Origin of the sequence: Rahnella sp. PCH160 (genome assembly GCF_047784855.1) — a bacterium.
In the GTDB taxonomy this organism is placed as follows: domain Bacteria; phylum Pseudomonadota; class Gammaproteobacteria; order Enterobacterales; family Enterobacteriaceae; genus Rahnella.
The window spans coordinates 3,571,440-3,595,234 of sequence record NZ_JBLOGT010000001.1 but is presented as its reverse complement, the minus strand read 5'-3'; the positions used below and the strand labels follow the sequence as shown (position 1 = coordinate 3,595,234).

The following is a 23,795-nucleotide window of genomic DNA, read 5'->3' as shown; positions in this document are numbered from 1 at the left end:
AAGTTCAAGTTCAAGTTCAAGTTCGTGGGCGTCGGCCCACACCGACCAAAGACCCGGTAACGCGCGGGTCTCTGGACTCTGCGCTTTTTTCACTGCGCGCTGTCGCTGGCTGGCACTGTTTCAGCAACCCCGGTTAGTGCCGCAAACGCCGCCGCTGCGCGGTGCTCTCATTTCAGGTTCGAACCTGCTCGAAAACAGACTCTCGCTGTTTCTCACCGTTCATTCGACGTCGTTTTGAAAGCGGCTGGAGGCTTATCTAAATTCAACGGCATTCAGTGTTTCACTTAGCTTATCCTTGAATCAGCCAACATCGGTCTTCCGAATTATATAGCCAGTGGCCGCTTTCAAAAATCGCGCCGCAGGAGTGGTGGAAAACCGAGCGTGTTTTGGCGAGGTTTGTAACCCGAACGAAGGGCACCGCGCAGCGGCAAGTTTTCGCGGCAGTAGCTGTGGCTGCTGAAAAAGTGCCAGCGAGCGGTAGCGCGCAGTTAAAGAGCCCGGGATTCTCAAGGGGCGCGGCGACAGGCGCTCCTTGAGGCCAGTTTGGGTGGCAACCCAAGGTCTTGACTTGTGTGAGGCGATTACCGCAATTTGAAAGCGGGTCTTAGGGAAACCCCTAAAAAGTTCCCAAAAAAAAGCCCCGAAATAGTTTCGGGGCTTTCTAAATCAACAACCAATCAATGTTAGTTGATCTGAACCGGCATACCGGAACGCATCTCAATCGCGCGCTGAACCACAGTCTGGTTTACAGCCGGAGACGATGCGACGGTGTTTGCGCTGCCGGTCAGCGAGATTGGGATCGGCTGCTGGGAATCAAACTCTTCCTGGTTGGAAGACAGCGGGTTGTGGATCTCGATATAACGTTTGCCATCCGGTTCAACGGTGGCTTTCACCGGTGCGTTGATGAACTGCACGCGGGTGTCTTGCGGCACGTTATCGAACAGCCATTTGATGTCCGCATCACGCAGACGCACACAACCGTGGCTTACGCGCAGGCCGATACCGAAGTTAGCGTTAGTACCGTGAACCGCATACAGACGGCCAACGTACAACGCGTACAAACCCATCGGGTTGTCCGGGCCAGCAGGGAAGACGGCGGGCAGGAATTCACCACGGGAGGCATATTCTTCGTGCATTTTTGCCGTCGGGGTCCAGGTCGGGCCTGCTTTTTTACGCTGAACGGTGGTCACCCAGTTCATCGGGGTGTCTTTGCCCAGCTCGCCGATACCGATTGGCAGAACGACAACGGTGTTGGTGCCTTTCGGGTAGTAATACAGACGCATTTCAGCACTGTTGATAACGATGCCTTCATGTGGCGTTTCCGGAAGGATCAGCTGCTGAGGAATCGTCAGCACGGTCCCCGGCGTTGGCAGGAACGGGTCAACACCAGGGTTGGCTTCGAGCATGTTGCTCAAACCCATCTGGTATTGCGCTGCAAAATGTTCCAGCGGCAAGCTGCTGCCCTGAGGAACGGTAACCGTGATGTTTTCACCGACCAGACGACCATTGTTCGCCGGAAGAGGATAGACCACAGCAAAAGACGCCTGGCTATATGCAGCAACTGCCAAAACCAGGGTAAGGATTGCGCGAATGCTCATTTTCATATTTTCGTTGGTCGTTAATGCCACACTGGCAGTTGTTGTCAGGATGTTGATTTCCCCCCGATCAGGTCGAAACCCGACGGAGGAATAGTGTACTTGCACATAGCACTTGAATGGGACTCAGTATGTGTAACGAATCGCATTTCAGGGCCGCTAATTATAAGGATTTATTTCAAACAGGCCAAAGCTTTCTCACCTTGTTCGAAAAGTTCCCTTCCGCAAACGCATTTTTTGAGGCTGGCTGCACAATTCCTTCACATTTCCGCCTTCATTTACGGCAAAACGGCACCATCACTAACGCGGCGATAAACATCCATGCCATAACCTGGAAAATATCGTTGAAGGCCAGCGTCAGGGATTGCGCCGCCACTTTTGCGCCGAACAGACCTTTGGCCATCAGCAATGCGTGGGCGGTATCCGGTGTCAGGTGGCCGATTTTCTCCGCCAGCGACCCGATCACTTCCTGCGCATGGTCGCCGTATTGCCCCAGACTTTCACCGAAACGCGCCGCGTGAACGCGCGTCCAGTCCTGCAACCAGGTGTTCACCGTCGCAATGCCGATAGCGCCGCCCAGATTCCGCATCAGGTTAAACAGCCCGGATGCATAGCGCAGTTCCGGCCCCTGAAAGGCGGTCAGCGCCATGTTTACGCTCGGCACAATGCACAACATAATGAATAATCCGCGCACTACCTGCGGCCAGAAAAATTGTTCCGCGCCCCAGTAAGGCGTGACGGCGGTCGTCAGCCATAAACTCAGCGCGAAACCGGATAATCCCACGGTGATTAATATCCGGCGATCGACCCGGTTGATTAATCTGGCGGCGATAATGGTGCTGAAAAACTGCCCGACACCGACGACAAATACCGTCGTCCCAATCTCAAGGCTATTGAAATCACGGATACGGCCCAGAAAAACCGGCGTCAGGTAGGTCGAGGCGTACAGGCCAAAACCGACAACCAGATTGAATAAACAGGCGAAGGTAAAGGTCGGGTCACGGAAGGGTGTCAGGCGCACAATCGGGTTTTTGGAATAGAAAGAACGCTCGAGAAACAGGACAAACGCCACCAGCGAAAACCACGCGGAAATCTGGATTTGCGGATCGCTGAACCAGTTTTTGCGCGGGCCTTCTTCGAGCACATATTCCAGACAACCGAGCGCCACCGCCATCGAAAATAAATGCGCCCAGTCGATACGTTTGAGCATCGAAAAATCGGCTTTATCAACGTGAATAAACATGACCGCGCCGGTCGCCACCAGAATGCCGGGCAGGATATTGATGAAGAAGATCCAGCGCCAGTCGAGAACCTGCGTCACCACGCCGCCGACGGTCGGGCCGAGTGTCGGCGCGAGCACGCTGACCATTCCGAGGATCGCCGGGATCAGCGCCTGCTGTTTGCCCTGAAACATGGCGAATCCGGTCGCGAAAACGGTCGGTACCATCGCCCCGCCGGTAAAGCCCTGTAATGCCCGGAAGAATATCATCGACTCAATATTCCACGCCAATCCGCAGCCGATACTGCTGAGCGTAAACAGGGCGGCGGACGCACTGAACAACCAGCGGGTTGAGAGTGCCTGTGCCAGAAATGCCGAGAACGGGATCATCACCAGTTCGGCGATCAGATACGAAGTTTGCACCCAGCTTATTTCGTCAGGCCCGGCGGAAAGCCCGGCCTGAACATCATTAAGCGAGGCGGCGACGATCTGGATGTCGATCAGCGCCAGAAACATGCCGAACGCCATGATGCTGAAAATCAAAAACTTGCGTGATGTCGGATAATCCGCTGGCGAGTGCGTAGCGGGGTGATTCAGGGTGGCTGACATTTTTGTGAGATCCCGGGGCTTGTTTATATGATGGTTATAATATTAATATGATGGTCATCATGCAATGAGGCGCAAAAAATAATGAGCGAAGCAACAGCGGACGGCGGGCTTGCTGCCCCGCAGTCAAAAGTGAATAAACGATCAAAACGGATCTGGGTGGTGAGTGCGGTTGCGCTGGCCGTGGCGCTTGGCGGGGCAGCCTGGTTGCTGGCGGCACCGTCTTCTGAATCTACCGACGATGCGTATCTGACGGCAGACGCCACCACCGTTGCGCCTAAAGTGAAAGGGTTTGTGTCGAAGGTGCTGGTCCGGCACAACCAGCAGGTTCATGCGGGTGATAAACTGGTGCTGATTGACAGCGAAGAATTTACGGCGCGTTTAGCCGCCGCGCGCGGTGATCTGGACGATGCCCGTGCGCAGGTTGCACAGCAGCAGGCGGCGTTGCTGAGCCAGCAGGCGCAGGAACAACTGGCGCTGACGCAAATCGATGCGGCGAGAACCGCCATCCGGTCGTCGCGAGCTGAACAACAGCACGCCGAGGCCGAGCAGCAACGGTATCAGTCGCTGGCCGTCAGCGGCGCGACATCCCGCAATGATGCGGACAGGTATAAAACGGTGGCAGTGACGGCAGAACAGACGTCGGCACACGCTGTTGCAATGCTCGATGTGGCACAAAATCAGGCGGCAGTGACGCACGCACAGCGGGCGGAAATTGCAGCCGCGCTGGCGCTGGCGAATGCGGCGGTGGTGAAAGCGCAGGCGGCGGAAGATCTGGCGCAACAGGATCTCAACCATACGACGATTTTCGCCGCAGTGGAGGGTGTGGTCGGTAATCGTCAGGTACAGGTCGGGGATTATGTGACACCCGGCCAGCGGCTGATGGCGCTGGTGCCGGCAGAGGGGATTTACGTCACGGCTAACTTTAAAGAAACGCAGACGGGCAGAATGCAGCCCGGTCAGAAAGCAGACGTACAGGTTGATGCGCTGCCCGGCGTGACGTTCCACGGGGAAGTGGACAGCCTCGCGCCCGGTTCCGGTTCAACGTTTGCGTTGCTGCCGTTTGAGCCGGGGACCGGCAATTTCACCAAAATTGTCCAGCGCGTGCCGGTGCGTATTCGTCTGGATCCCGGTCAGCCGGAAGCCACCGCGCTGAGGCCGGGGTTATCTGTCGATGCGCGCGTTTCGTTAACTGAACCGGTCAGGTAAACTGAGGCAGCAATTTATTCGATTATCAGGGTCTTACTATGCGCTACGAAAGTGAACATAAGCCGAAAATCCGCGAGCGGATTGTGAAGGAAGCGGCGAAAGCCATCCGCGCCAAAGGGCCGTTGCAGGTCAGCGTGGCGGGCGTGATGAGCAAAGCCGGGCTGACGCATGGCGGGTTTTATGCACACTTTGCCTCGAAAGACGCTCTGATCGAATCCGCTATTAAGCAGATGTTTAATCAGGTGATGCAACGCTGGGATAAAGATAATCAGGGGCTGAGCGCACCGCAGCAACTGGCAGGTTATATCGATTTTTATCTTTCGCCGTGGCACCGCGACAACCGTTCGCAGGGCTGCCCTGTGTCGGCGCTGGCTTCCGAAGCGCCGCGGATGACCGCGCCCTGTCAGGCTGAATTTGCGCGCGGGATTGAACGAATTCGCAGCATGATTATCCGCCAGCTGACTGAAATGGGTGTGGACGATCCGCAGGCAACCGCGGTGTCGGTGAGTTCAGAACTGATGGGCAGTTTATCGCTGGCGCGGTGCGAACCCGACCGGCAGGCCTCGGACGCATTGCTGCACAGTGCAAAGGAAAATCTCAAAATGCGGCTGCATTTACCGGCGCAGAACATACCGGCGCAATAGAAAAGAGAAAGCCCCGAAAATTCAGGGCTTTTTTTATCACGGAAAATTGAGGGGACGTGTGAAGGTTTTCCCTTTTCCGCCGTCAGCTATCAGAAATCATAACCGACAGTGGCGATCACGGTACGTTCCTGGCCCCAGTAGCAATAGCTGGTGCCGTAACAGGCCGCGACGTATTTCTTGTCGAACAGGTTGTTGGCGTTCAGCTGGACATACGCGCCTTTCAGCTGCGGATTGAACTGCACCAGATTCATACGTACTGACGCATCAACCAGGGTTGCCGAAGGCATGTGCACGGTGTTTTCGTTATCCGCCCACTGTGTGCCGATGTAACGAACGCCCGCGCCCACATCCACGCCGATTGGCGATTTGTACTGACCCCAGATGGAGGCCATCTGTTTTGGTGTCACGTACGGCGTGTTGCCGTTGTTTTGCGCCGCGTCGCGGATACGCACTTTGTTATAGGTATAACCCGCCATCACGTTGAAACGCTCAGTCACCTGTTTCTTCGCTTCCAGCTCCAGACCTTGTGAACGGATTTTACCCGCCGGCTCGTAGTAGCTGCCGACAACCACGCGGTTACCCACGTCTTTTTGCGTCAGGTCATACACCGCCGCAGTGTACATATCGGACGTGCCGACCGGCTGGTATTTGATCCCCGCTTCGTATTGCTCACTCTGCATCGGCTTCAGCAGCGTGCCGTCCGCGCCAGGCAGGGCAGACGGTGTCATCGCCTGGCTGTAGCTGACGTAAGGAGAAATCCCGCTGTCGAATGCATAAAGCAGGGAAGCGCGGCTGCTGAAGTGTTCGTCTTTACGTTCGCTGTTAGTGGTTTGCGCGTAAATACTTTCGTAGCTGCGGCTTGAGGTTTTCAGGGTGTCGTAACGGCCTGACAGCGTCAGATACCACTTGTTCCAGCTCATTTCATCTTGCAGATAAGTGCCCATCTGCTCGTAACGGTTTTTGCCGCGTGAATGGCTGTAGTAATTCAGCGCATCGCCGCCCACCCCGGTGTACGGGTTAAGCGTTTCGGCATACGCGCCGTCAGATTTCACGTCGTTGATGAAGTGGGAATAGTCGAAGCCCAGTACCACTTTGTGCGCCAGTTCGCCGGTGGCGAAATCGGCTTCCAGCTGGTTATCGATAGCAAACGTATCGAGGGAGGATTTCTCGCCGGAATAGTAACGGTTCATCAGCGTGCGATCCGCGTTCCAGCCTGCCTGATACACCTGATCCAGTTCGGTATTGGAATGGGTGTAGTTGGTGTTCTGGCGGAATGACCAGACGTCGTTAAACGTGTGCTGGAATTCGTAGCTGTAGATTTGTTCCCAGCGTTTGAACTGGTTGTACGTGCTTTCGCCGTCAAAGAAGCCACGGCTCAGTTTCTGGCCGTACAGGCTGCCGTCGGCCGGAACTGCGGCGTGATAACCGCCGGACGGATCTTTTTGCAGATACGCGCGCAGCAAGAGGGAGGTGTTTTCATCCGGCGTCCACAACAGTTGCGGGGAAATGGCATAACGCTCTTCACGCTGATGATCGTACTGCGTGTCGCTGCTGCGGGTCATCCCGGTCAGACGGAATGCCACCGTATCGCTGAGTGCATTGGTGTAATCGAACGCGCCGCCTTTGGTGTTTTGCGTTCCGCCGGAAAGCTGGATATGACCTTCTTCCGCAAATTGCGGACGTTTGGTGGATTCCACCACGACGCCGCCAGGAATGCTCTGGCCGTAAAGGGCGGAAGACGGGCCTTTGACCACATCAATACGCTCAAGGAACCACGGATCAACCTGAATGGAGTTGTAGGTCGCGCCGTCGCTCAGAATACGCAGGCCATCAAGGAATGTGTTGTTGACGTCACCGCCGTGGAAACCGCGCAGGGAGATGGTGTCATAGCGGGTTGCGCCACCGGCAAAGTTGGTGAAAACGCCCGGCGTGTAGTTCAGTGCCGCGTTGACGGTGGTGGCGTTTTGGTCAGTCATTTGCTGACGCGTGACCACAGAAACCGCCTGACCGGTGGTGATTAACGGCTGATCCGTTTTGGTCGCGCTTTTACTGGTTTTCGCGCTGTAACCCTGCGTCGGAGCCTCTGCGGTATCGGCAGGTGCGGCTTTGACAACGACGGTGTCTTCGGCAGCGATTGAAGTTGCCGGAACGGACAGCGCCATTGCGCACAAAAGCACCGAGCGTTTGAGGGGAAAGCCAACAACATATTTATAGTCCCTATAAATAACCCGATAAATAATCGAGTAATTAATTGATGCGAGTGTAGTGATGCGTGTGTACAGACCCAAAAGCCAACATCGTTCCGCACTTAAGCCCCTGTACAGAAAATGACAGGGATTAACAGAAACGAGACGAATGTTAAACTTAATGATAATTGTTATCATTATTATTTTACAAATTCAAGTGAACTTTCTGCAAAAAGTGTGAAGTGACGACATTTTATCCGTATGAAAGGTATGGGTTTTTTGATTGATTAGTGGGCGAAAGCGCCTCCTGACGGTCGTAAGGGTGAAGCGCTAAAATCTAAAAAGTTGCAATAAAATCCGGCAAAACTGAAAGAAATGATTAGTTTTAAAGGGGGGATAAAACACTTTTTAACAGGAGGGCGCATGAGTCAGTTAAGCCCTGAGAAGTACGCTGAAAAATGGACTGAGGTCGATCACTATCTGGTCAGCCATCTGGTAGAAATCGATCCGGTGCTGGAACAGGTGCTGAAAAATAATCATGAGGCTGGATTACCGGCGCATGATGTCGCGCCGAATCAGGGGAAATTGCTGGCGATGTTCATACAGATGACCGGCGCACAGAAAGTACTGGAAATCGGTACGCTCGGCGCGTATAGCACAATCTGGATGGCGCGGGCTCTTTCTGCATCGGGCTGCGTCGTAACGCTCGAAGCGGATCCGCATCACGCCCGGGTTGCACAGACAAATATCGAGCTGGCCGGTTTGCAGGATAAAATTACGTTGCACACCGGCCCCGCGTCCGCCACGTTGCCGTCTCTGGTCGCGCATGCGCCGTTTGATCTGATTTTTATTGATGCTGATAAACCCAATAATCCGCTGTATCTGGAATGGGCGCTGAAGTTGTCAAAACCGGGGACATTAATTATCGGGGATAACGTCGTGCGTGATGGTGAAGTTGCCGATCCTCACTGCGACGACGCCCGGGTTCAGGGCGTGCGTCGTTTTATTGCGATGATCGAAAAAGAACCGCGGCTGTCGGCAACCGCATTACAAACCGTCGGCAGCAAAGGTTGGGACGGTTTTGTGCTGGCGCGAGTTATCGGCTGATTCCTAACGTTTTACCGCGCCAGCCCGAAGCCAATATCAAACAACGGAGATTGGCTGTCGTGCGGCATATCTGATTTCTGTTTCAATACGGCTTCCATGGAAGAAGGCAGCTCGAAAGGCAGTTTTCCGCTAAAGGCTTCCGTTCCGGTGAGGCGGGTAAACAGCACGGTATCACTGACGCCAAAATTGCCGATCACCGCTTTCGCTTTATCGACCACGTTGGTCAGAATGGCCGGGCGATCCAGATAAACGGTTACGATGGTCGGGACGGATTGGCTGGCTTTGACGATGGCCTGATAATCCGCGTTGTCTTTAGTGAACGCCAGTGAACCTTCGTGATGGCGTTTGCCGAAGAACCACTGCTTATGCGGCTGTTCATACGGCGCTTGGGCGCGGATCAGCGCGACTTCGGCTTTTTCCGGTGAATCTACCACGGTGAAACCTGCCGCCTGCGCGGCTTTCGGTTCGATGCCGTACAGCCAGATTTTTTTGCCTTTTTTCAGCGGCAAAATCTCATCTTTGTTTTGCAACAGAACCAGCGAATGTCCTTGCGCAGAATTCGCCTCTTTCTGCCAGCTGTCGCGGCCGACGGTTTGCACGGCTTTTTGCGCATCGACATACGGATTTTCAAACAGGCCGGTCTGGAATTTTTGTACCAGAATGCGGGTCACCGATTCGTCCAGACGTTGCTCTGTCAGTTGCTTTTCGTTTACCGCGTTCACCAAAAGTTGCGAGTCAGTGACGCCACCAAACTGGTCCACACCGGCTTTCACCGCTTTGACGAAACGCGCCTGCGGCGTCAGGTTTTCCACGCCCCACGACATGCCGCCCGGCACCGGTTCTTTTCCTTCCGGCGTGCCGTTGATGCATTCGTCGCTACAATTACTGGTGATCAGCCAGTCGCTGAGGATCACGCCTTTGAAGCCGTATTGCCCGCGTAAAATGTCGTTCAGCAACTGATGGCTGAATCCGGCACCGACCTGTTCCAGCGGTTTGCCTTCGAACATGGCATTTTTCAGGATGGAATAGGTGGGCATCACGCTGGCGACTTTTGCTTCAAACGCGCCGGTAAACGGGTAAATGTGTTCTTTTAGGTTATTGCCGGGGAAAACGGCGTTCTTGCCATACACGTTATGGCTGTCGTAGCCGTTTTCCGCCGCGCCGTAGCCGACCCAGTGTTTCACCACCGAAATGACGCTGCCAGTGTTCAGACCATCGGCCCCGTTTTGCATCCCTTCAACGTAGCCACGCACCATGTTATGTACACGGGCCGGATCTTCGCCAAAGGTTCCGCTGATGCGCGCCCAGCGTGGTTCTGTCGCCAGATCCGCCTGCGGTGAAAGCGCTTCGCGGATACCGACCGCCAGGTATTCCTGACGAACAATATCGGCGTAACGTCGGGTGACTTTTTCATCCCCAATGGCCGCAAGCCCCAGGGTTTCCGGCCATTGGGTAAATTTGCCGGAAGACGTACTTGCGCCAACCAGATATTCAAACGAATTGCGCGGATCGCTGCTGATGGTGACCGGGATCCCCAGCCGCGTTCCTTCGGCAATTTGCTGAAGTTTGTTGTTTTCTTCGGCCATAATGGCCGGATCTTCCGCCGAAAGACGGGTGATGAGGCTGTTGACTTTGGCTCCGGCGATCATCTTTTTCGCGGCGTCAGTATCGTAGTGCGTTCCGGCTCCAATCGGGCTGTTGGCCGTCGGCGCGGAGCCGTGCATCATCACGCCCGCTTTTTCTTCCAGCGTCATGCGTCTGACCAGATCCGCCGCACGCTCTTCCGGCGTCAGCCGCCAGTCTTCGTAAGGTTCAAGTTTTCCCGAATGGTTGAGATCTTTGAATTGCAGGTCGTCAACGGTCAGCAACGTGGTTTCACGCTGGCTGAGTTCAGGCTGAGTATCACTGGCAAAAACGGGCGGGGCGGAAAGCAGCAGGGCAGATACAGCAAGGCTCAGAGGTTTGATCTTCATTATCATCCTTAATGATTGATATATATAGATACTCAATCTTCAATCAATAACCTATTTTCGGGCTGAATATTGCGACCGGGTTCGCAAATAAAAATCCACAGATGATAGGGGGCATTGCGCCCCACTCATCATCAACCCAACGCCAGCCCTAATACGGCGCCGACGGCCAGCACCCACAGCGGGTGAATGCGTTTGTTCAGGGCCATTAGCGTACATATCACAATCACACCGCCGAGTGTCATTGTCGTGGCGGAGGCTTTGGCGATGAGCAATCCGCTCGAGACCACCAGCCCGACGGTGACCGGCACCAGACCGCGCTGGATCACCTGCCGCCACGGCCGGTCTTTATAGCGCTTCCAGCCGCCCATCACGATAATCGTCACGAGGGAAGATGGCCCGAATTTCGCCAGAGAGGAAACCAGCAATCCGGACCATCCGGCGACCTGCCAGCCAATCAGCGGTACGATCATCATATTCGGGCCCGGCGCGGCCTGTGCCAGAGCAAACAGGGCGCTGAATTCCTGCGCGCTCATCCAGTGGTGTACATCCACCACCGCGCGCTGCATCTCGGGGAGGATGGTATTTCCGCCGCCAAACGCCAGTAAGGAAAGTTCGGTAAACAGCAGGGCAAGGGAAAGTAAAACGGCCATCAGTTTTTACTCCTCGCGCAGATAAAGATGCTGACCGGTGCCAGAACCAGCATGACCGGCAGCATCGGGATACGGAACGCGGCAATGGCGATCACGCCTACGGCGACCAGCGCCAGTTGCAGCCATTTTCCCCACAGCGGCGCGAGCATTTTAAGGCCCGTCGATAACAGCAAACCGGCCGCCGCCGCGGCCATACCGGCGAACAGATGCTCGACCAGTGGCTCATTCTGATAACGCGCATACACCAGACCCAGCAGCACGACGCAAATCGTCGGGGCGAGGATAAGACCAAGAATGGCAGAAAGCGCACCGCGCAGCCCGCGAAATTCCATCCCCAGGGCGACCGACAAATTGATGATATTTCCGCCGGGCAAAAACTGGCACAGTCCGAGCAGTTCGGTGAACTGTGCAGCGGTCAGCCAGCGGCGTTTATCCACCAGCATGTGCCGCGCCATCGGGAGCACGCCGCCAAAGCCGGTCAGGCCCAAAATAAAAAAGCCCATGAAAAGTTGTCCGCAATCGGGTGCGGGCGCAGTCTGGTCTTCGGTACTGAGCATGATTTTTTCCTGCATGTAATCGGCCATCTCGACACTCTCCCTCAAATGTAATTCAAAGCCGCCAGAGGCGTAAATTTCGTTACAGATCATGCGCGCTGTCGTGACATGATGTCTAATGCCTTTAATAGTGAGGATAGATACCCTGTGAGTATGGCAATGATCGAACTGAAACGGCTTAACGCCTTTGTCACCGTGGTGGAAGCCGGCAGTATTACCCGCGCTGCGGAGTTGTTGTTTATTCAGCAGCCGCCGCTGACGCGCCTGTTGCAGGGGCTGGAACAGGATTTTGGTGTGCCTTTATTGCAGCGTCTCCCGCGCGGGGTGATCCCGACCGAAGCCGGTGAGGTGTTGTTGCAGGAAGCCCGCGCCGTGCTGGCGCGGGCGGAGCAACTGAATGCGGCAATGCGTCGCGCGGCACAGGGGGAACAGGGGCGCATCCGGATTGGGTTCACCAGTTCGGCGGCGCTGCATACGTTTGTGCCCGCGCTGCTGCGCCGGTATCGTGAGATTTATCCCTCTGTCAGCACGCTGCTTGAGGAAAGCGGCAGCGGCGAGTTGCTGGAAGCCGTGGTGGCCGGGCAACTTGATGTGGCGTTTGTGCGTATGCCGGTCAAAGACATGCCGGAACTCGAGATGGAAAAGGTGCTGGAAGAGCCGATGTGGGTCGCCGTTCCTGCCGGACACCGGCTGGCATCGCGGGTAAACGGTCAGCCGCTGAAACTCGAAGAACTGAGCAACGAGCCGTTTGTGCTTTACCGCCGTCGCGCCGGGCAGGGGTTGTACGATGCGATACTCGCGGCGTATGTCCGCGCCGGATTTAGCCCGCATATTGTGCAGGAAGCGCCGCGGCTGACGTCATGCCTGAGCCTGGTTGGCGCAGGGCTGGGCGTTTCGATAGTCCCGGCGTCCATGACCCGTCTGGGCGGCGACGGTGTGGTGTTTTTGCCGCTGGATGCCAGAACCCGGCTCAGCGCGCCGTTATATCTCGCCCGGCGGAAAGACAGCCATGCATCGTCTATAATAAGAACGTTTTGTCAGCTGGTCAGAAAGCAGCTGGCCGGGGATTAAAGATGTTGCTCGGAGATGTGTTTTTGCGTGGATTCAATGGTAATGCCGTCGGATTCGATGGCGCTGAGCAGGCAATCGAGCAGGCCGGGGAAGCGGGCGTCCAGATCTTCACGGCGCAGCGACAGTAAGTTGGCGCGTCCGTCCGGGCGCTGCCAGATCACGCCGCTGTCACGCAGCACGCGCCAGTGATGAGTCAGCGTCGATTTCGATAACCCCTGCAACAGGGTGCCGCACGGGTGTTCGCCGCCTTTCGCTAAGGTGCGGATCACCGCCAGACGTAGCGGATTTCCCAGCGCAGTCAGCACATTTTCGAGACGAATCTGCTCGCGTTCAGGGTGGTTAGCTATCATCGGACTTTCCTTACTTAGACGTGTGTTAACGCGGCCGCGCAATATAGCTTATCCGCCTGCTGCTGTACAACGCGACGGCCTCTGACCGATTTCATCAATAGAATAAAATTATTGTACGACTATACACGTACAATTGTAGTATACTCTCCGCATTAAGAATTTTAGTCATCACTTTATTTCTTAACTCAACTTTGTGACGGGATGTGAAATCACTCTCCGCCAACTTAGCCATCAACCAGTAAGGACGTTATATGGCTCGCAAAACGCCAATCGAGCGCTACCGCAATATCGGTATCTCAGCACACATCGACGCAGGTAAAACCACCACCACCGAGCGTATTCTTTTCTATACCGGCATGAACCATAAGCTGGGAGAAGTGCATGACGGCGGTGCGACCACAGACTGGATGGCTCAGGAACAGGAGCGCGGCATTACCATTACGTCCGCTGCGGTCACCTGTTTCTGGCGAGGGATGGATCACTCGTTCGATGAGCATCGCATTAATATTATCGATACCCCGGGGCACGTGGATTTCACCATTGAAGTGGAACGTTCCATGCGTGTGCTCGACGGTGCGGTCATGGTGTACGACGCTGTGGGCGGCGTGCAACCCCAGTCTGAAACCGTATGGCGTCAGGCGAATAAATACAAAGTGCCGCGTCTGGCCTTCGTCAACAAAATGGACCGTCAGGGTGCAGACTTCTTCCGCGTTCGCCAGATGATGGTGGACCGCCTGAAAGCCAATCCGGTGCCGATTGTCATTCCGATTGGCAGTGAAGAGCATTTCACCGGCGTGGTCGATCTGCGCAAAATGCGCGCCATCCTGTGGGATGACGAGTCGCAGGGCATGACGTTTACCTATGAACCGATCCCGGCAGATTTGCAGGGGCTGGCGGAAGAATGGCGCGAAAAAATGGTCTCAGCGGCGGCGGAAGCCAACGATGAGCTGATGGATAAATATCTCGAAGAAGGCTCGCTGACCGAGGATGAAATTACGCAAGGTCTGCGTCTGCGCACCATCGCCGGTGAAATCCAGCCAATGCTGTGCGGCAGTGCGTTTAAGAATAAAGGTGTTCAGCGCATGCTCGACGCCGTGGTTGAACTGATGCCGTCGCCGCTGGATATTCCGCCGGTGGCCGGTACGGACGAAGACGGCAACGACGTGTTCCGTCATTCCGACGATAACGAGAAATTCTCGGCGCTGGCGTTCAAACTCATGACCGACCCGTACGTCGGCCAGCTGACGTTTGTCCGCGTTTATTCCGGCGTGCTGAAAAAAGGCGACAGCGTCTACAACCCGGTGCGCGGCAAGAAAGAACGTATCGGGCGTATCGTGCAGATGCATGCCAACGACCGCATCGAGATAGATGAAATCCGCGCCGGTGATATCGCGGCCTGTGTCGGCCTGAAAGATGTGACTACCGGTGAAACGCTGTGTGATCCGACCGACATAATTACGCTGGTGCGCATGGAATTCCCGGATCCGGTGATTTCGCAGGCGATTGAACCGAAGACCAAGGCAGATCAGGAAAAAATGGGGATCGCGCTGTCGCGGCTGGCGTCGGAAGACCCGTCGTTCCGCATCCGCACCGATGAGGAATCCGGCCAGACCATTATTTCCGGGATGGGCGAGTTGCATCTGGAAATCATCGTTGACCGTATGAAACGTGAGTTCGGCGTGGAAGCCAACATCGGCAAACCGCAGGTTACGTACCGCGAAACTGTGCGCAAAACCGTGCAGGATGTCGAAGGGAAATTTGTGCGCCAGTCCGGCGGTAAAGGCCAGTATGGCCACGTTGTCTTCACGCTCGAACCGCTGCCGGCAGGCACCGGCTTTGAGTTTGTCGATGCCACCAAAGGCGGCGTCGTGCCGCGCGACTACATTCCTGCGGTCGAAAAAGGGGTTACGGAAGCGCTGAACAACGGCATTCTGGCGGGGTATCCGGTGGTGGATGTGAAAGTCACGCTGACCTTCGGTTCCTACCACGAGGTCGACTCCTCGGAAATGGCGTTCAAAATGGCGGCCATCTTTGGTTTCAAAGAAGCGGCCAAACGCGCGGATCCGGTGATCCTCGAACCGATGATGAAAGTGGAAGTGGAAACCCCGGAAGAGTACGCCGGTGGCGTGATGGGCGATTTATCTTCCCGTCGCGGTACGGTTCAGGGCATGGAAGAGATAGCAGGCGGCGGCGGTAAAATCATTAAAGCCGAAGTGCCGTTATCCGAGATGTTCGGTTACTCCACCGTTTTGCGGTCGATGTCGCAAGGTCGTGCAACCTACAGCATGGAGTTCAATCACTATGCCGAGGCGCCGCGCAATGTCGCAGAAAACATTATTGCGTCGCGTGGTAAATAACGGAAACGGGCGTAATCTCCGCTCAAGACAAAACGGTCCGCAAGGGTAATGCCGATCAGTTAAGGATCAGTTGAACGATCCAGTGGCTGTGTAAAAATCCAGAAACGTTCTTCGTTTCTGGATTTTTTTTATGCGCATTGCTCAGGCTCTTGAGCTCGTTTCCTGCTACGACTCTACCCGTAACCCTCTGACTTCTCTCGGTGATGTTCTGGATCCCGACCTTGTCTCCCGCTGTCTGGCCGAGTCAGGTTCCGTCACGCTGCGTAAACGCCGTCTCCCGTTGGAAATGATGGTCTGGTGCATCATTGGCATGGCGCTCGAACGCGAAGAACCCCTCCACCAAATCGTGAACCGTCTGGATATTATGCTCCCCGGCAACCGGCCCTTCGTTGCCCCAAGCGCCGTTATCCAGGCCCGCCAGCGCCTGGGAAGTGATGCCGTTCGCCGCGTGTTTACCCAAACGGCACAGGTGTGGCACAACTCCGTCACCCATCCACACTGGTGTGGTCTGACATTACTGGCGGTGGACGGTGTCGTCTGGCGAACCCAGGATACACCAGAAAATGATGTGGCTTTCCCGCGACAGACCTATGCCGGGCAACCGGGGCTTTATCCGCAGGTGAAAATGGTCTGCCAGATGGAACTGACCAGCCACCTGCTTACGGCTGCCGCCTTCGGTACGATGAAAGAAAGCGAATATACGCTGGCAGAAAAACTGATAGAACAAACAGGCGATAACACACTGACTTTACTCGATAAAGGTTATTATTCTCTGGGGCTGCTGAATGCCTGGCATCAGGCGGGAGAGAGCCGTCACTGGATGATCCCGTTGAAAAAAGGAGCGCAGTACGAAGAGGTGCGAAAACTCGGTAAAGGCGATCATCTGATAAGGATGAAAACCAGTCCTCAGGCCCGGAAAAAGTGGCCTGATCTGGGGGAGGAAATGACGGCTCGCCTTCTGACGTTTACCCGTAAAGGCAAAGTCTGCCATCTGCTGACCTCAATGACAGATGCCATGCGGTACCCGGGGGGGAAATGGCCGATCTCTACGGCCACCGTTGGGAAATCGAACTGGGTTATCGTGAAATTAAGCAGACGATGTTACTGAGTCGGTTAACGCTGAGAAGTAAAAAACCAGAACTTGTCGAGCAGGAGTTATGGGGGGTATTACTAGCCTATAATCTTGTTCGTTATCAGATGATTAAGATGTCTAAAACCCTAAAGGGTTACTGGCCGAATCAGCTAAGCTTCTCAGACTCGTGCAGTCTGGTGATGAGGATGTTAATGACGCTTCAGGGCGCATCTCCGGGCCGGATCCCCGAACTGTTGCGTAATCTGGAGAGTATGGCGCAGATGGTGAAGCTGCCGATAAGAAGAGAAAGGGCCTTTCCGAGAGTGGTGAAGGAAAGACCCCGGAAGTATCCAAAAGCACAGGAAAAAAGCCAGTCAGTTGCTTAACTGACTGGCATTAGTCCGCAAGGGCCGTTTTTTTTGGGGTTTATTAGGAGATAGGGGATAGAACATGACGGATTTATGTGACACGATTATGCGCATGATTAATGCGTATGGTGAGTGTGATATGTCTTCTGTTTCTGGAACAAAAAAGCGAACCAATGTCACGCTGAGTGCCGATTTACTTGAACAGGCGAAAGCGTTCGGCATTAACCTCTCAGCAACATTCGATAAAGCATTAGGAGAAGCCGTGAAAGAAAAGAAAAGGAAGCTGTTTTTAGAAGAAAACCAGCAGGCTATGGATTCCTGTAATGCGTTTACAGAAGACGCAGGGCTTTTTTCCAAAGGCCGGGGTGTACTGTAATGGCACAGTTTGATGTGTACGAAAATCGGGGAGAAGCTAAAAGTCGCTATCCCTATTTCATGGACATTCAGAACCCGCTTTTTGAAAGGCTGAATGAAAGAGTGGTGATCCCACTGACTCCTGTAGAAAATTTAAGACCAATCCGTCATTTGCATCCATTGGTCAGCGTTGAAGATCAGCAGTTTGTATTAATGACGAATTTACTGACCAGTATCAGCAATTCTGAGTTGAGACATGAGCCAGTGAGCAATGCGGGTATCTATCGCAATGACGTTATCGCTGCACTGGACTTACTCGTGATGGGAATTTAAGGCGCAAACAATATTTGCGCCTTTTGCAGAGGTTACGCGTTAGCTGAACAGTTTCTGTGTAATGGTGGCAACGTGTTTGCCCTGATGCGCGGCAATACGCAGCTCTTCCGCGCTTGGCTGGCGTGAACCGTCGCCGCCTGCGATGGTGGTTGCGCCGTAAGGTGTACCGCCACGAACCTGAGAAATGTCGAACAATTCAGGGGTGGTGTAACCGATTGGGACGATGATCATGCCGTGGTGGGCGAGGGTGGTCCAGGTTGAGGTAATCGTCATTTCCTGACCGCCACCGGTGCCTGTAGAACTGAATACGCTGGCGACTTTGCCGGCCAGTGCGCCTTTGGCCCATAAGCCGCCGGTCTGGTCGAGGAAGGTGCGCATCTGGCTGGACATATTACCAAAACGGGTTGGCGTGCCGAGAATAATGGCATCGTAGTCGGCAAGCTCTTCGGGTGACGCGACTTCTGCTGTTTGTCCGGTCTTCCCACCTGCGGCTTTAAACGCCTCTTCAGGAATGGTTTCCGGCACACGTTTTACCGTAACTTCAACACCGGGTACGCTGCGTGCGCCTTCTGCAATGCTCTGCGCCATCGTTTCAATATGACCGTACATTGAATGATAAAGAACCAGTACTTTTGCCATTTTTAACTCCTCATGAGGGGGTGTTTGTTGCGTATTTTGCTTTGGTTTCTGGCCGGCAATACGGGCGAACAATCCGCTTAAAAATCCCACGTTAACTCCTCCGCCAGCACGGCGGTTGTGGTGAGCAAGAGACTCCATCGTCTGCGCATACGCAGTGAGTTACAAACGCAAATTTTTGAACAGACTCATCAGTTAATTAGGGCAATACGAAAACCGGGGAAGGGACGTTTTGTTCATCTGTCCGTTTGCGTCTCTATAGGGTAGGACAGAACGCGTGTTTTCGTGTTCGCAGAGAAACCTGAATCAAAATCGCTCTGGGATTGAATTAACACTTTTAAGTATCCCGTTTTCGATCACCACATATCCGCCTTTCTTGAGTTCAGAAAGAATATGCATAACGGCGCTGCGGGATGCCTGAACTTTGGCGCGTATAAAGTTCTCAACAATAATCTGATCGCGTATTGATTCCGGCTTGGCCATCAGCTCATAAAGCTGCATGCGCACAGCTTCATAAATTCTGCGCGAATTGAGCCGGAATATCACTTCGGGGGCGAGGCCTGCGAGAAGTTGCATGTGTCGGGCAAAAGGTTCCCAAAGATTCAGCTCACTCAATAGGATATAAAAAATATCCAGATCCAGAATGGCTATTTCAGCTTCTTCAAAAATCTTAATCACGTATAACGATTCGAAATCATCATGAATCGGAATGATGCCCCGGATGGTGGGCGCGGGAAAGTAATCAATCAGAATGTCATCGGGTTGTCGATGTAAAGAAATGGCGCCGCTGCGGATGATATAGCACTTTGACTGCTCTTTAGCACTGCGTGTAAACCGCTGCCCGACAGCATAGGGTTTGTACTCCAGCCATGGGCTCATATGTTGCAATAGAATGTTGCAATAGGTGTTATCCACCATCGTGGGAGCCGGTGTGAATTTTTTAGTCATCAGGTTTCAAAATCAGTAAAGGCGGATGCTATAAGCGTAGCAACTTGCGAGGAAAATCTCGAACCACAAGCTTGAAGTGCTTCAAAAATTGCAGGCGTAATGACAATTCAATGAATATAAAAACAATCATTTAGCTTAAACCGCAGTAAACCAATGCGTCACTAAATCGATTCCGATATAAATCACTTCATGTTTTTCATCGGACATCAGGGGAATACACGGGTAAAAATCGGGTTTTTCCTCATCCAGCAAGGCTCTGACAGCCTGCTCATCAAACATACTGAAGTCACAGTGGCTCAGGTACCACGTACTGAAATCATCGAAAGACGACAAAACTTGTACATCAGTTTTGATGTTATCTTTTTTAAAGACATGCATATTTTTCTCATTTCCCTGTCACTGATGTGAATAACTAAAGTGCAATGCTTTTTTCAGGATACAGATCAGGTGTTCACACTCATCTAAAACCCGTTCCAAAATTGGACTGAACTGGTTTTGCCAGAAACAGTAACGCTCATTATTATTTGCTCATCGGATAGCTACTGTATTCCGAAGCGTGTTGTCCCGATATTAATTATTACGGATGACGAAACCGCCACTCATGATTTTCTAAAGCAATTCAAATTAACCGAATACATATTTTTTTTGACCGGTTATTAATGTGCTTTATTGAATGATGAATTTTGTGCGGATATTAATCGAGAAAGACAAATAAAGGTTTTTTATGAACATCCAGAAAATTGCTTTAATTCTAACTATGGCTTCCGGTATGGCAATTGGCGCAGCAAATGCGAAAGACCAGGGCCACGGGACGATTACTTTCACAGGTTCCATCATTGATGCACCTTGCTCAATTATGCCTGAAAGCTCCGACCAGACTATCGACCTGGGTCAGGTCTCTAATCTGGCGCTGAAAGATGGCGGCCGCTCTATTCCGCAGGTGTTTACCATCAAGCTGGAACAGTGTGATACCACCACCTCCAAAACCGTGACCACCACGTTTTCCGGTACAGCGTCATCTGCCAATAAGGATCTGTTAGGTCTGGCGGGTACCGCTAAAGGCGCTTCTATCGGTATCAGCACCACTACCGGTGATTTAGTCAAACTGGGTACCGCGTCTCCGGCGCAGGCTCTGCTGACGGGTACCAACAATCTGTCATTTGCCGCTTATCTGCAAGGTGATGGCGCGAGCGCAACTATCGTTCCGGGAAGCTTCCAGTCTGTGGCGAACTTTGCCCTCGACTACCCGTAAGAAACTGAGTGGCGGATACCTCGGGTATTCGCCTTCACGTCGCCATGCTGGCGGTGGTTCAAGCAGAGAAACGGCTTACAGCATGGCGTGTGTCAGTGATGTACAAACCCGGATTTTCGCATGTTATTAGTTTGCTCATTTTGCAAGAAAACGCTGCCTGCCATGCTGGCACTGTCCATGCTGGGGGCCGCATTAAGCTTTGCCTGCGCTTCACCGTCGGCACCAGAGTTCGGGCACGTCCACATGCAGGGCAGCATTATCGATACACCTTGTGCAATTGCCACCGCAGATCTTCATCAGAGCATCGAAATGGATGTGTCAACGGTCGGCGAAATGGTGCTTAACGGCCGGGGATCACAAAAGACCTTTTCACTGAATCTGGTGAATTGCGATCTGAACTCGCATAGCCAGGAACAACCTGACAGTACGCATTTCAGGACCACGTTTGACGGGCCTTCTGATCACGGTTTATTTCGCATCAGCGGTGCCGAAGGTATCGGGTTGCAGATCACGGACGCGCTGGGAAACCTCGCGACACCGGGTCAGCCACTTCCAGCGGGCTCTCTGGTGCCGGGAACTCAGCGGCTGGATTACATCCTGCGTCTGGTGAGTAACGAAAAACCCCTGAAAGTGGGTGAGTATCACGCCATTTTGCGTTTTAAGGTGGACTACTTCTGATGGCTTTAAAAGTGAAAAACCTTATTCCGCCAGCAAAGAACAGCCGGTTCTCACCGTCTTTCGCCGGCGCATTATGCCCGATTGCCGTGGGTGTGCTGATGGCTCTGTTTCCGGTACGCGGCGCCCGCGCTGAAGAGGCGGTGCAGTTCAACACCGATGTGCTGGATGTGAAAGAGCGCGCCAATATCGATCTGGGGCAGTTTTCCCAGCCGGGCTATGTGATGCCGGGGAAATATCAGCTCGCTCTGCGCGTCAATAAATTCGATATCCCCGACCAGACCGTGGAATTTCTGGCGCCTGAAGGTGACCCGAAAGGTAGCCAGCCGTGTCTTACACCGGAGATGGTCGGAAAATTTGGCCTGAAAGCGGCGACGTTAAAAGGGGCAACCTGGTGGCACGAAAACCAGTGCCTGGATTTGAAATCTCTGGACGGCATTACGGCAGTTGCCGACCTCGGTACCGGCGCATTGAACATCAACGTGCCACAGGCCTATCTGGAATATACCTCGGAAAACTGGGAGCCGCCTTCCCGCTGGGATAACGGTATTACCGGCGCGCTGTTTGACTACAACATGAATGCGATGAACTCCAGCCAAAGCGACGGTGGCCGCAGCCGGACGGTCAGCGGCAACGGAACCACGGGCGTGAACCTCGGCCCGTGGCGTCTGCGGGCGGACTGGCAGGCGCAGTACAACAAGTCTACCGGCGAGAACAGTACGACACAGAAGAACTGGGACTGGAACCGCTTTTACGCCTACCGCGCCGTGACGTCACTGCGGGCGAAAATGGTGCTCGGCGAGACTTCGCTGAACTCCGCGATGTTTGACAGCTTCCGTTTCAGCGGTGCCAGTCTGGTGACGGACGATAACCAGCTGCCGCCTAACCTGCGCGGCTATGCGCCGGAAGTGGTCGGCGTGGCAAAAACCAACGCCAAAGTGACCATCAGCCAGCAGGGGCGGGTGTTGTATGAGACGACTGTCGCGGCCGGGCCATTCCGTATTCAGGATCTGAACTCAGCGGTTTCCGGCAAGCTTGACGTGAAAGTCGAGGAGCAGGACGGCAGCGTTTCTACTTTTACCGTTGATACCGCCAGTATTCCGTATCTGACCCGTCCGGGGCTGGTGCGTTACAAAATCTCCGCCGGTAAGCCTGAGGACTATGGCCACCATACACAGGGGCCGGATTTCGCAACCGGGGAATTTTCCTGGGGCGTCAACAGCGGCTGGTCGTTGTACGGCGGTGCACTGTTAGCCGGAGATTATAACGCGGCGTCAGTCGGGGTTGGTCGGGATCTGCTGTCTTTCGGGGCCGTGTCGATGGATGTCACGCAGTCGCAGGCCCAATTGCCGGATGAAGGCACAAAAAGCGGTAAATCTTTCCGCGTCAGTTATTCAAAACGTTTTGATGAGTACGACAGCCAGGTGACCTTCGCCGGTTACCGTTTCTCGGAAAAAAACTTTATGAACATGTCGCAGTATCTGGATAAGCGCTACGGCGAAAACAACAGCGACGGCAGCGACAAAGAGCTGTACACCGTCACGTTCAACAAGCAGTTCAGGCCGCTCAATATCAGCACCTATCTGAACTACAGCCATCAGACCTACTGGGATCGTGATGCCACCGACACCTGGAACCTGTCGGTCTCTAACTTCTTTGACGTTGGCCGCTTCAAAAACGTCAGCGTCAGTGTCTCGGCTTACCGCTCGCAGCGTGACGGTTCTAACGACGACGGCATGTATCTGAGCCTGTCTTTGCCGTGGGGTAATGGCGGCAGCCTGAGCTACAACAGCCAGTACAGCGACGGCAGCAATAACCGCACCGTCGGCTATTACGACCGGCTGGATGAGAACAATAACTACCGTATTAATGCGGGCACAACCTCCGACGGGCAGGGCACCGGCAGCGGATATTTTACCCACGACGGCGATAAGGCCAGCATGACGGCCAACGCCAGCTACACCGGCAGCGAATACAACGCTTACGGCGTCTCAATGCAGGGCGGTTTAACCGCCACGACCGAAGGTGCCGCGTTACATCGCACCAGTACGCCGGGGGGAACACGAATGATGGTCGATACCGACGGCGTGAGTGATGTCCCGGTGCGCGGATCCGGTGGAACCGTGCGGACAAACTCCTTTGGTAAGGCTGTTGTCAGCGACGTCAGCAGCTATTACCGCAGCAGTGTGAACGTTGATCTCGACAAACTGCCGGACAACGTGGACGCCACCCGTTCGGTTGTGCAGGACACACTGACGGAAGGCGCCATCGGTTACCGCAAGTTCGGCATTCTGGCCGGTGAGAAAGCGATGGCGATCATCAAACTTGCTGATGGCAGTTCACCGCCGTTCGGCGCTGAAATTCGTAATAAGCAGGGGACGCAGACCGGGATCGTTGGCGAAAACGGCAGCACCTGGCTTTCCGGCATCCGTCCGGGGGAATCGATGAGCGTCAGCTGGAACGACGGCGTGCAGTGTCGCATTGACCTGCCATCGCAATTGCCGGCGCAGGGCAAGGGATTATTGCTGCCATGCCGCCTGGTGAAAAAGAGCAACTGATTAATCCGTGACGCAGGCATTGCGAAGCGCAATTGGCCGGATGCCTGCACCCACACAATCTTATATGAACAAGTGAAG

20 protein-coding genes and 1 pseudogene are annotated in these 23,795 nt (G+C 54.1%); 11 read left to right on the top strand and 10 right to left on the bottom strand.

The window, feature by feature from the left end:
* Positions 1–683 precede the first annotated feature (683 nt).
* Both ACM5QY_RS16540 and ACM5QY_RS16535 read right to left on the bottom strand, forming a co-directional pair.
* A complete protein-coding gene (locus tag ACM5QY_RS16540; protein WP_416121823.1) occupies positions 684–1,604 on the bottom strand; it encodes a L,D-transpeptidase family protein in 921 nt (306 codons plus the stop codon).
* Between the two features lie 265 nt (positions 1,605–1,869).
* Entirely contained in the window at positions 1,870–3,423 is a 1,554-nt protein-coding gene (locus ACM5QY_RS16535) for a DHA2 family efflux MFS transporter permease subunit (protein ID WP_416121822.1), read from the bottom strand.
* Positions 3,424–3,504: 81 nt separating this feature from the next.
* Here ACM5QY_RS16535 and ACM5QY_RS16530 point away from each other — a divergent pair, with 81 nt between their 5' ends.
* Entirely contained in the window at positions 3,505–4,629 is a 1,125-nt protein-coding gene (locus ACM5QY_RS16530) for an efflux RND transporter periplasmic adaptor subunit (protein WP_416121821.1), read from the top strand.
* Positions 4,630–4,667: 38 nt separating this feature from the next.
* Positions 4,668–5,273, top strand: a complete 606-nt coding sequence (locus tag ACM5QY_RS16525; RefSeq protein ID WP_416121820.1) for a TetR/AcrR family transcriptional regulator — start codon at positions 4,668–4,670, stop codon at positions 5,271–5,273.
* Between the two features lie 89 nt (positions 5,274–5,362).
* Here the strand turns inward: ACM5QY_RS16525 and ACM5QY_RS16520 are convergent, their stop codons facing one another.
* The gene (locus ACM5QY_RS16520) at positions 5,363–7,435 is read right to left on the bottom strand and encodes a TonB-dependent siderophore receptor (RefSeq protein ID WP_416121819.1); all 2,073 of its coding nucleotides are present in this window, start codon (positions 7,433–7,435) and stop codon (positions 5,363–5,365) included.
* Between the two features lie 447 nt (positions 7,436–7,882).
* Between ACM5QY_RS16520 and ACM5QY_RS16515 the strand changes: the two genes are divergently transcribed.
* Positions 7,883–8,566, top strand: coding sequence for an O-methyltransferase (locus ACM5QY_RS16515; RefSeq protein ID WP_416121818.1), 684 nt, complete (start codon positions 7,883–7,885; stop codon positions 8,564–8,566).
* 11 nt (positions 8,567–8,577) lie between these two features.
* Here ACM5QY_RS16515 and ACM5QY_RS16510 read toward each other — a convergent pair whose 3' ends face one another.
* From ACM5QY_RS16510 to ACM5QY_RS16500, 3 genes are all read right to left on the bottom strand, one after another.
* Positions 8,578–10,539 carry a glycoside hydrolase family 3 protein gene (locus tag ACM5QY_RS16510; RefSeq protein ID WP_416121817.1) on the bottom strand — a complete coding sequence of 654 codons (1,962 nt, stop codon included), beginning with the start codon at positions 10,537–10,539 and terminating at the stop codon, positions 8,578–8,580.
* Between the two features lie 131 nt (positions 10,540–10,670).
* On the bottom strand, positions 10,671–11,189 hold the full coding sequence (locus ACM5QY_RS16505) for a chromate transporter (protein ID WP_416121816.1): 519 nt from the start codon (positions 11,187–11,189) through the stop codon (positions 10,671–10,673).
* On the bottom strand, positions 11,189–11,773 hold the full coding sequence (locus tag ACM5QY_RS16500) for a chromate transporter (RefSeq protein ID WP_416121815.1): 585 nt from the start codon (positions 11,771–11,773) through the stop codon (positions 11,189–11,191). Before ACM5QY_RS16500 ends, ACM5QY_RS16505 begins: the two co-directional genes overlap by 1 nt.
* A 123-nt stretch (positions 11,774–11,896) precedes the next feature.
* Here ACM5QY_RS16500 and ACM5QY_RS16495 point away from each other — a divergent pair, with 123 nt between their 5' ends.
* A complete protein-coding gene (locus tag ACM5QY_RS16495; protein ID WP_416122906.1) occupies positions 11,897–12,814 on the top strand; it encodes a LysR family transcriptional regulator in 918 nt (305 codons plus the stop codon).
* Here the strand turns inward: ACM5QY_RS16495 and ACM5QY_RS16490 are convergent.
* On the bottom strand, positions 12,811–13,164 hold the full coding sequence (locus ACM5QY_RS16490) for an ArsR/SmtB family transcription factor (RefSeq protein WP_416121814.1): 354 nt from the start codon (positions 13,162–13,164) through the stop codon (positions 12,811–12,813). The genes ACM5QY_RS16495 and ACM5QY_RS16490 overlap by 4 nt on opposite strands.
* Before the next feature lie 251 nt (positions 13,165–13,415).
* Between ACM5QY_RS16490 and fusA the strand changes: the two genes are divergently transcribed.
* The 4 genes and pseudogenes from fusA (at position 13,416) to ACM5QY_RS16470 (ending at position 17,648) form a co-directional block, all read left to right on the top strand.
* Positions 13,416–15,521: an elongation factor G gene (gene fusA, locus ACM5QY_RS16485; RefSeq protein WP_416121813.1), complete on the top strand. Its 2,106-nt coding sequence runs from the start codon at positions 13,416–13,418 to the stop codon at positions 15,519–15,521.
* Between the two features lie 130 nt (positions 15,522–15,651).
* Positions 15,652–16,979, top strand: a pseudogene (locus ACM5QY_RS16480) (IS4 family transposase).
* 64 nt (positions 16,980–17,043) lie between these two features.
* Positions 17,044–17,337: a type II toxin-antitoxin system CcdA family antitoxin gene (locus tag ACM5QY_RS16475; protein ID WP_416121812.1), complete on the top strand. Its 294-nt coding sequence runs from the start codon at positions 17,044–17,046 to the stop codon at positions 17,335–17,337.
* Positions 17,337–17,648 (top strand): CcdB family protein, encoded by a 312-nt coding sequence (locus tag ACM5QY_RS16470; protein WP_416121811.1) that lies wholly within the window; start codon positions 17,337–17,339, stop codon positions 17,646–17,648. The genes ACM5QY_RS16475 and ACM5QY_RS16470 overlap by 1 nt, the downstream gene beginning before the upstream one ends.
* A 39-nt stretch (positions 17,649–17,687) precedes the next feature.
* On the opposite strand, the gene wrbA is transcribed toward ACM5QY_RS16470, so the two are convergent.
* The 3 genes from wrbA to ACM5QY_RS16455 all read right to left on the bottom strand — a co-directional run bounded on the left by wrbA (position 17,688) and on the right by ACM5QY_RS16455 (position 19,610).
* Positions 17,688–18,287, bottom strand: a complete 600-nt coding sequence (gene wrbA, locus ACM5QY_RS16465; protein WP_416121810.1) for an NAD(P)H:quinone oxidoreductase — start codon at positions 18,285–18,287, stop codon at positions 17,688–17,690.
* A 303-nt stretch (positions 18,288–18,590) separates the two neighbouring features.
* Positions 18,591–19,202, bottom strand: a complete 612-nt coding sequence (locus tag ACM5QY_RS16460) for a helix-turn-helix domain-containing protein (RefSeq protein ID WP_416121809.1) — start codon at positions 19,200–19,202, stop codon at positions 18,591–18,593.
* A gap of 165 nt (positions 19,203–19,367) precedes the next feature.
* Positions 19,368–19,610: a hypothetical protein gene (locus ACM5QY_RS16455; protein ID WP_416121808.1), complete on the bottom strand. Its 243-nt coding sequence runs from the start codon at positions 19,608–19,610 to the stop codon at positions 19,368–19,370.
* A 346-nt stretch (positions 19,611–19,956) separates the two neighbouring features.
* Between ACM5QY_RS16455 and ACM5QY_RS16450 the strand changes: the two genes are divergently transcribed.
* The 3 genes from ACM5QY_RS16450 to ACM5QY_RS16440 all read left to right on the top strand — a co-directional run bounded on the left by ACM5QY_RS16450 (position 19,957) and on the right by ACM5QY_RS16440 (position 23,717).
* Positions 19,957–20,484 (top strand): fimbrial protein, encoded by a 528-nt coding sequence (locus ACM5QY_RS16450; protein ID WP_416121807.1) that lies wholly within the window; start codon positions 19,957–19,959, stop codon positions 20,482–20,484.
* Positions 20,485–20,604: 120 nt separating this feature from the next.
* Positions 20,605–21,162 carry a fimbrial protein gene (locus tag ACM5QY_RS16445; RefSeq protein WP_416121806.1) on the top strand — a complete coding sequence of 186 codons (558 nt, stop codon included), beginning with the start codon at positions 20,605–20,607 and terminating at the stop codon, positions 21,160–21,162.
* On the top strand, positions 21,162–23,717 hold the full coding sequence (locus ACM5QY_RS16440) for an outer membrane usher protein (protein WP_416121805.1): 2,556 nt from the start codon (positions 21,162–21,164) through the stop codon (positions 23,715–23,717). The genes ACM5QY_RS16445 and ACM5QY_RS16440 overlap by 1 nt, the downstream gene beginning before the upstream one ends.
* Positions 23,718–23,795: the final 78 nt, after the last annotated feature.

Excerpts from the sequence above, each read along its gene's own strand:
- ACM5QY_RS16540 (WP_416121823.1), bottom strand. The coding sequence starts at position 1,604 with ATGAAAATGAGCATTCGCGCAATCCTTACCCTGGTTTTGGCAGTTGCT.
- ACM5QY_RS16535 (WP_416121822.1), bottom strand. The coding sequence starts at position 3,423 with ATGTCAGCCACCCTGAATCACCCCGCTACGCACTCGCCAGCGGATTAT.
- ACM5QY_RS16530 (WP_416121821.1), top strand. The coding sequence starts at position 3,505 with ATGAGCGAAGCAACAGCGGACGGCGGGCTTGCTGCCCCGCAGTCAAAA.
- ACM5QY_RS16525 (WP_416121820.1), top strand. The coding sequence starts at position 4,668 with ATGCGCTACGAAAGTGAACATAAGCCGAAAATCCGCGAGCGGATTGTG.
- ACM5QY_RS16520 (WP_416121819.1), bottom strand. The coding sequence starts at position 7,435 with ATGGCGCTGTCCGTTCCGGCAACTTCAATCGCTGCCGAAGACACCGTC.
- ACM5QY_RS16515 (WP_416121818.1), top strand. The coding sequence starts at position 7,883 with ATGAGTCAGTTAAGCCCTGAGAAGTACGCTGAAAAATGGACTGAGGTC.
- ACM5QY_RS16510 (WP_416121817.1), bottom strand. The coding sequence starts at position 10,539 with ATGAAGATCAAACCTCTGAGCCTTGCTGTATCTGCCCTGCTGCTTTCC.
- ACM5QY_RS16505 (WP_416121816.1), bottom strand. The coding sequence starts at position 11,189 with ATGGCCGTTTTACTTTCCCTTGCCCTGCTGTTTACCGAACTTTCCTTA.
- ACM5QY_RS16500 (WP_416121815.1), bottom strand. The coding sequence starts at position 11,773 with ATGGCCGATTACATGCAGGAAAAAATCATGCTCAGTACCGAAGACCAG.
- ACM5QY_RS16495 (WP_416122906.1), top strand. The coding sequence starts at position 11,897 with ATGGCAATGATCGAACTGAAACGGCTTAACGCCTTTGTCACCGTGGTG.
- ACM5QY_RS16490 (WP_416121814.1), bottom strand. The coding sequence starts at position 13,164 with ATGATAGCTAACCACCCTGAACGCGAGCAGATTCGTCTCGAAAATGTG.
- fusA (WP_416121813.1), top strand. The coding sequence starts at position 13,416 with ATGGCTCGCAAAACGCCAATCGAGCGCTACCGCAATATCGGTATCTCA.
- ACM5QY_RS16475 (WP_416121812.1), top strand. The coding sequence starts at position 17,044 with ATGACGGATTTATGTGACACGATTATGCGCATGATTAATGCGTATGGT.
- ACM5QY_RS16470 (WP_416121811.1), top strand. The coding sequence starts at position 17,337 with ATGGCACAGTTTGATGTGTACGAAAATCGGGGAGAAGCTAAAAGTCGC.
- wrbA (WP_416121810.1), bottom strand. The coding sequence starts at position 18,287 with ATGGCAAAAGTACTGGTTCTTTATCATTCAATGTACGGTCATATTGAA.
- ACM5QY_RS16460 (WP_416121809.1), bottom strand. The coding sequence starts at position 19,202 with ATGGTGGATAACACCTATTGCAACATTCTATTGCAACATATGAGCCCA.
- ACM5QY_RS16455 (WP_416121808.1), bottom strand. The coding sequence starts at position 19,610 with ATGCATGTCTTTAAAAAAGATAACATCAAAACTGATGTACAAGTTTTG.
- ACM5QY_RS16450 (WP_416121807.1), top strand. The coding sequence starts at position 19,957 with ATGAACATCCAGAAAATTGCTTTAATTCTAACTATGGCTTCCGGTATG.
- ACM5QY_RS16445 (WP_416121806.1), top strand. The coding sequence starts at position 20,605 with ATGTTATTAGTTTGCTCATTTTGCAAGAAAACGCTGCCTGCCATGCTG.
- ACM5QY_RS16440 (WP_416121805.1), top strand. The coding sequence starts at position 21,162 with ATGGCTTTAAAAGTGAAAAACCTTATTCCGCCAGCAAAGAACAGCCGG.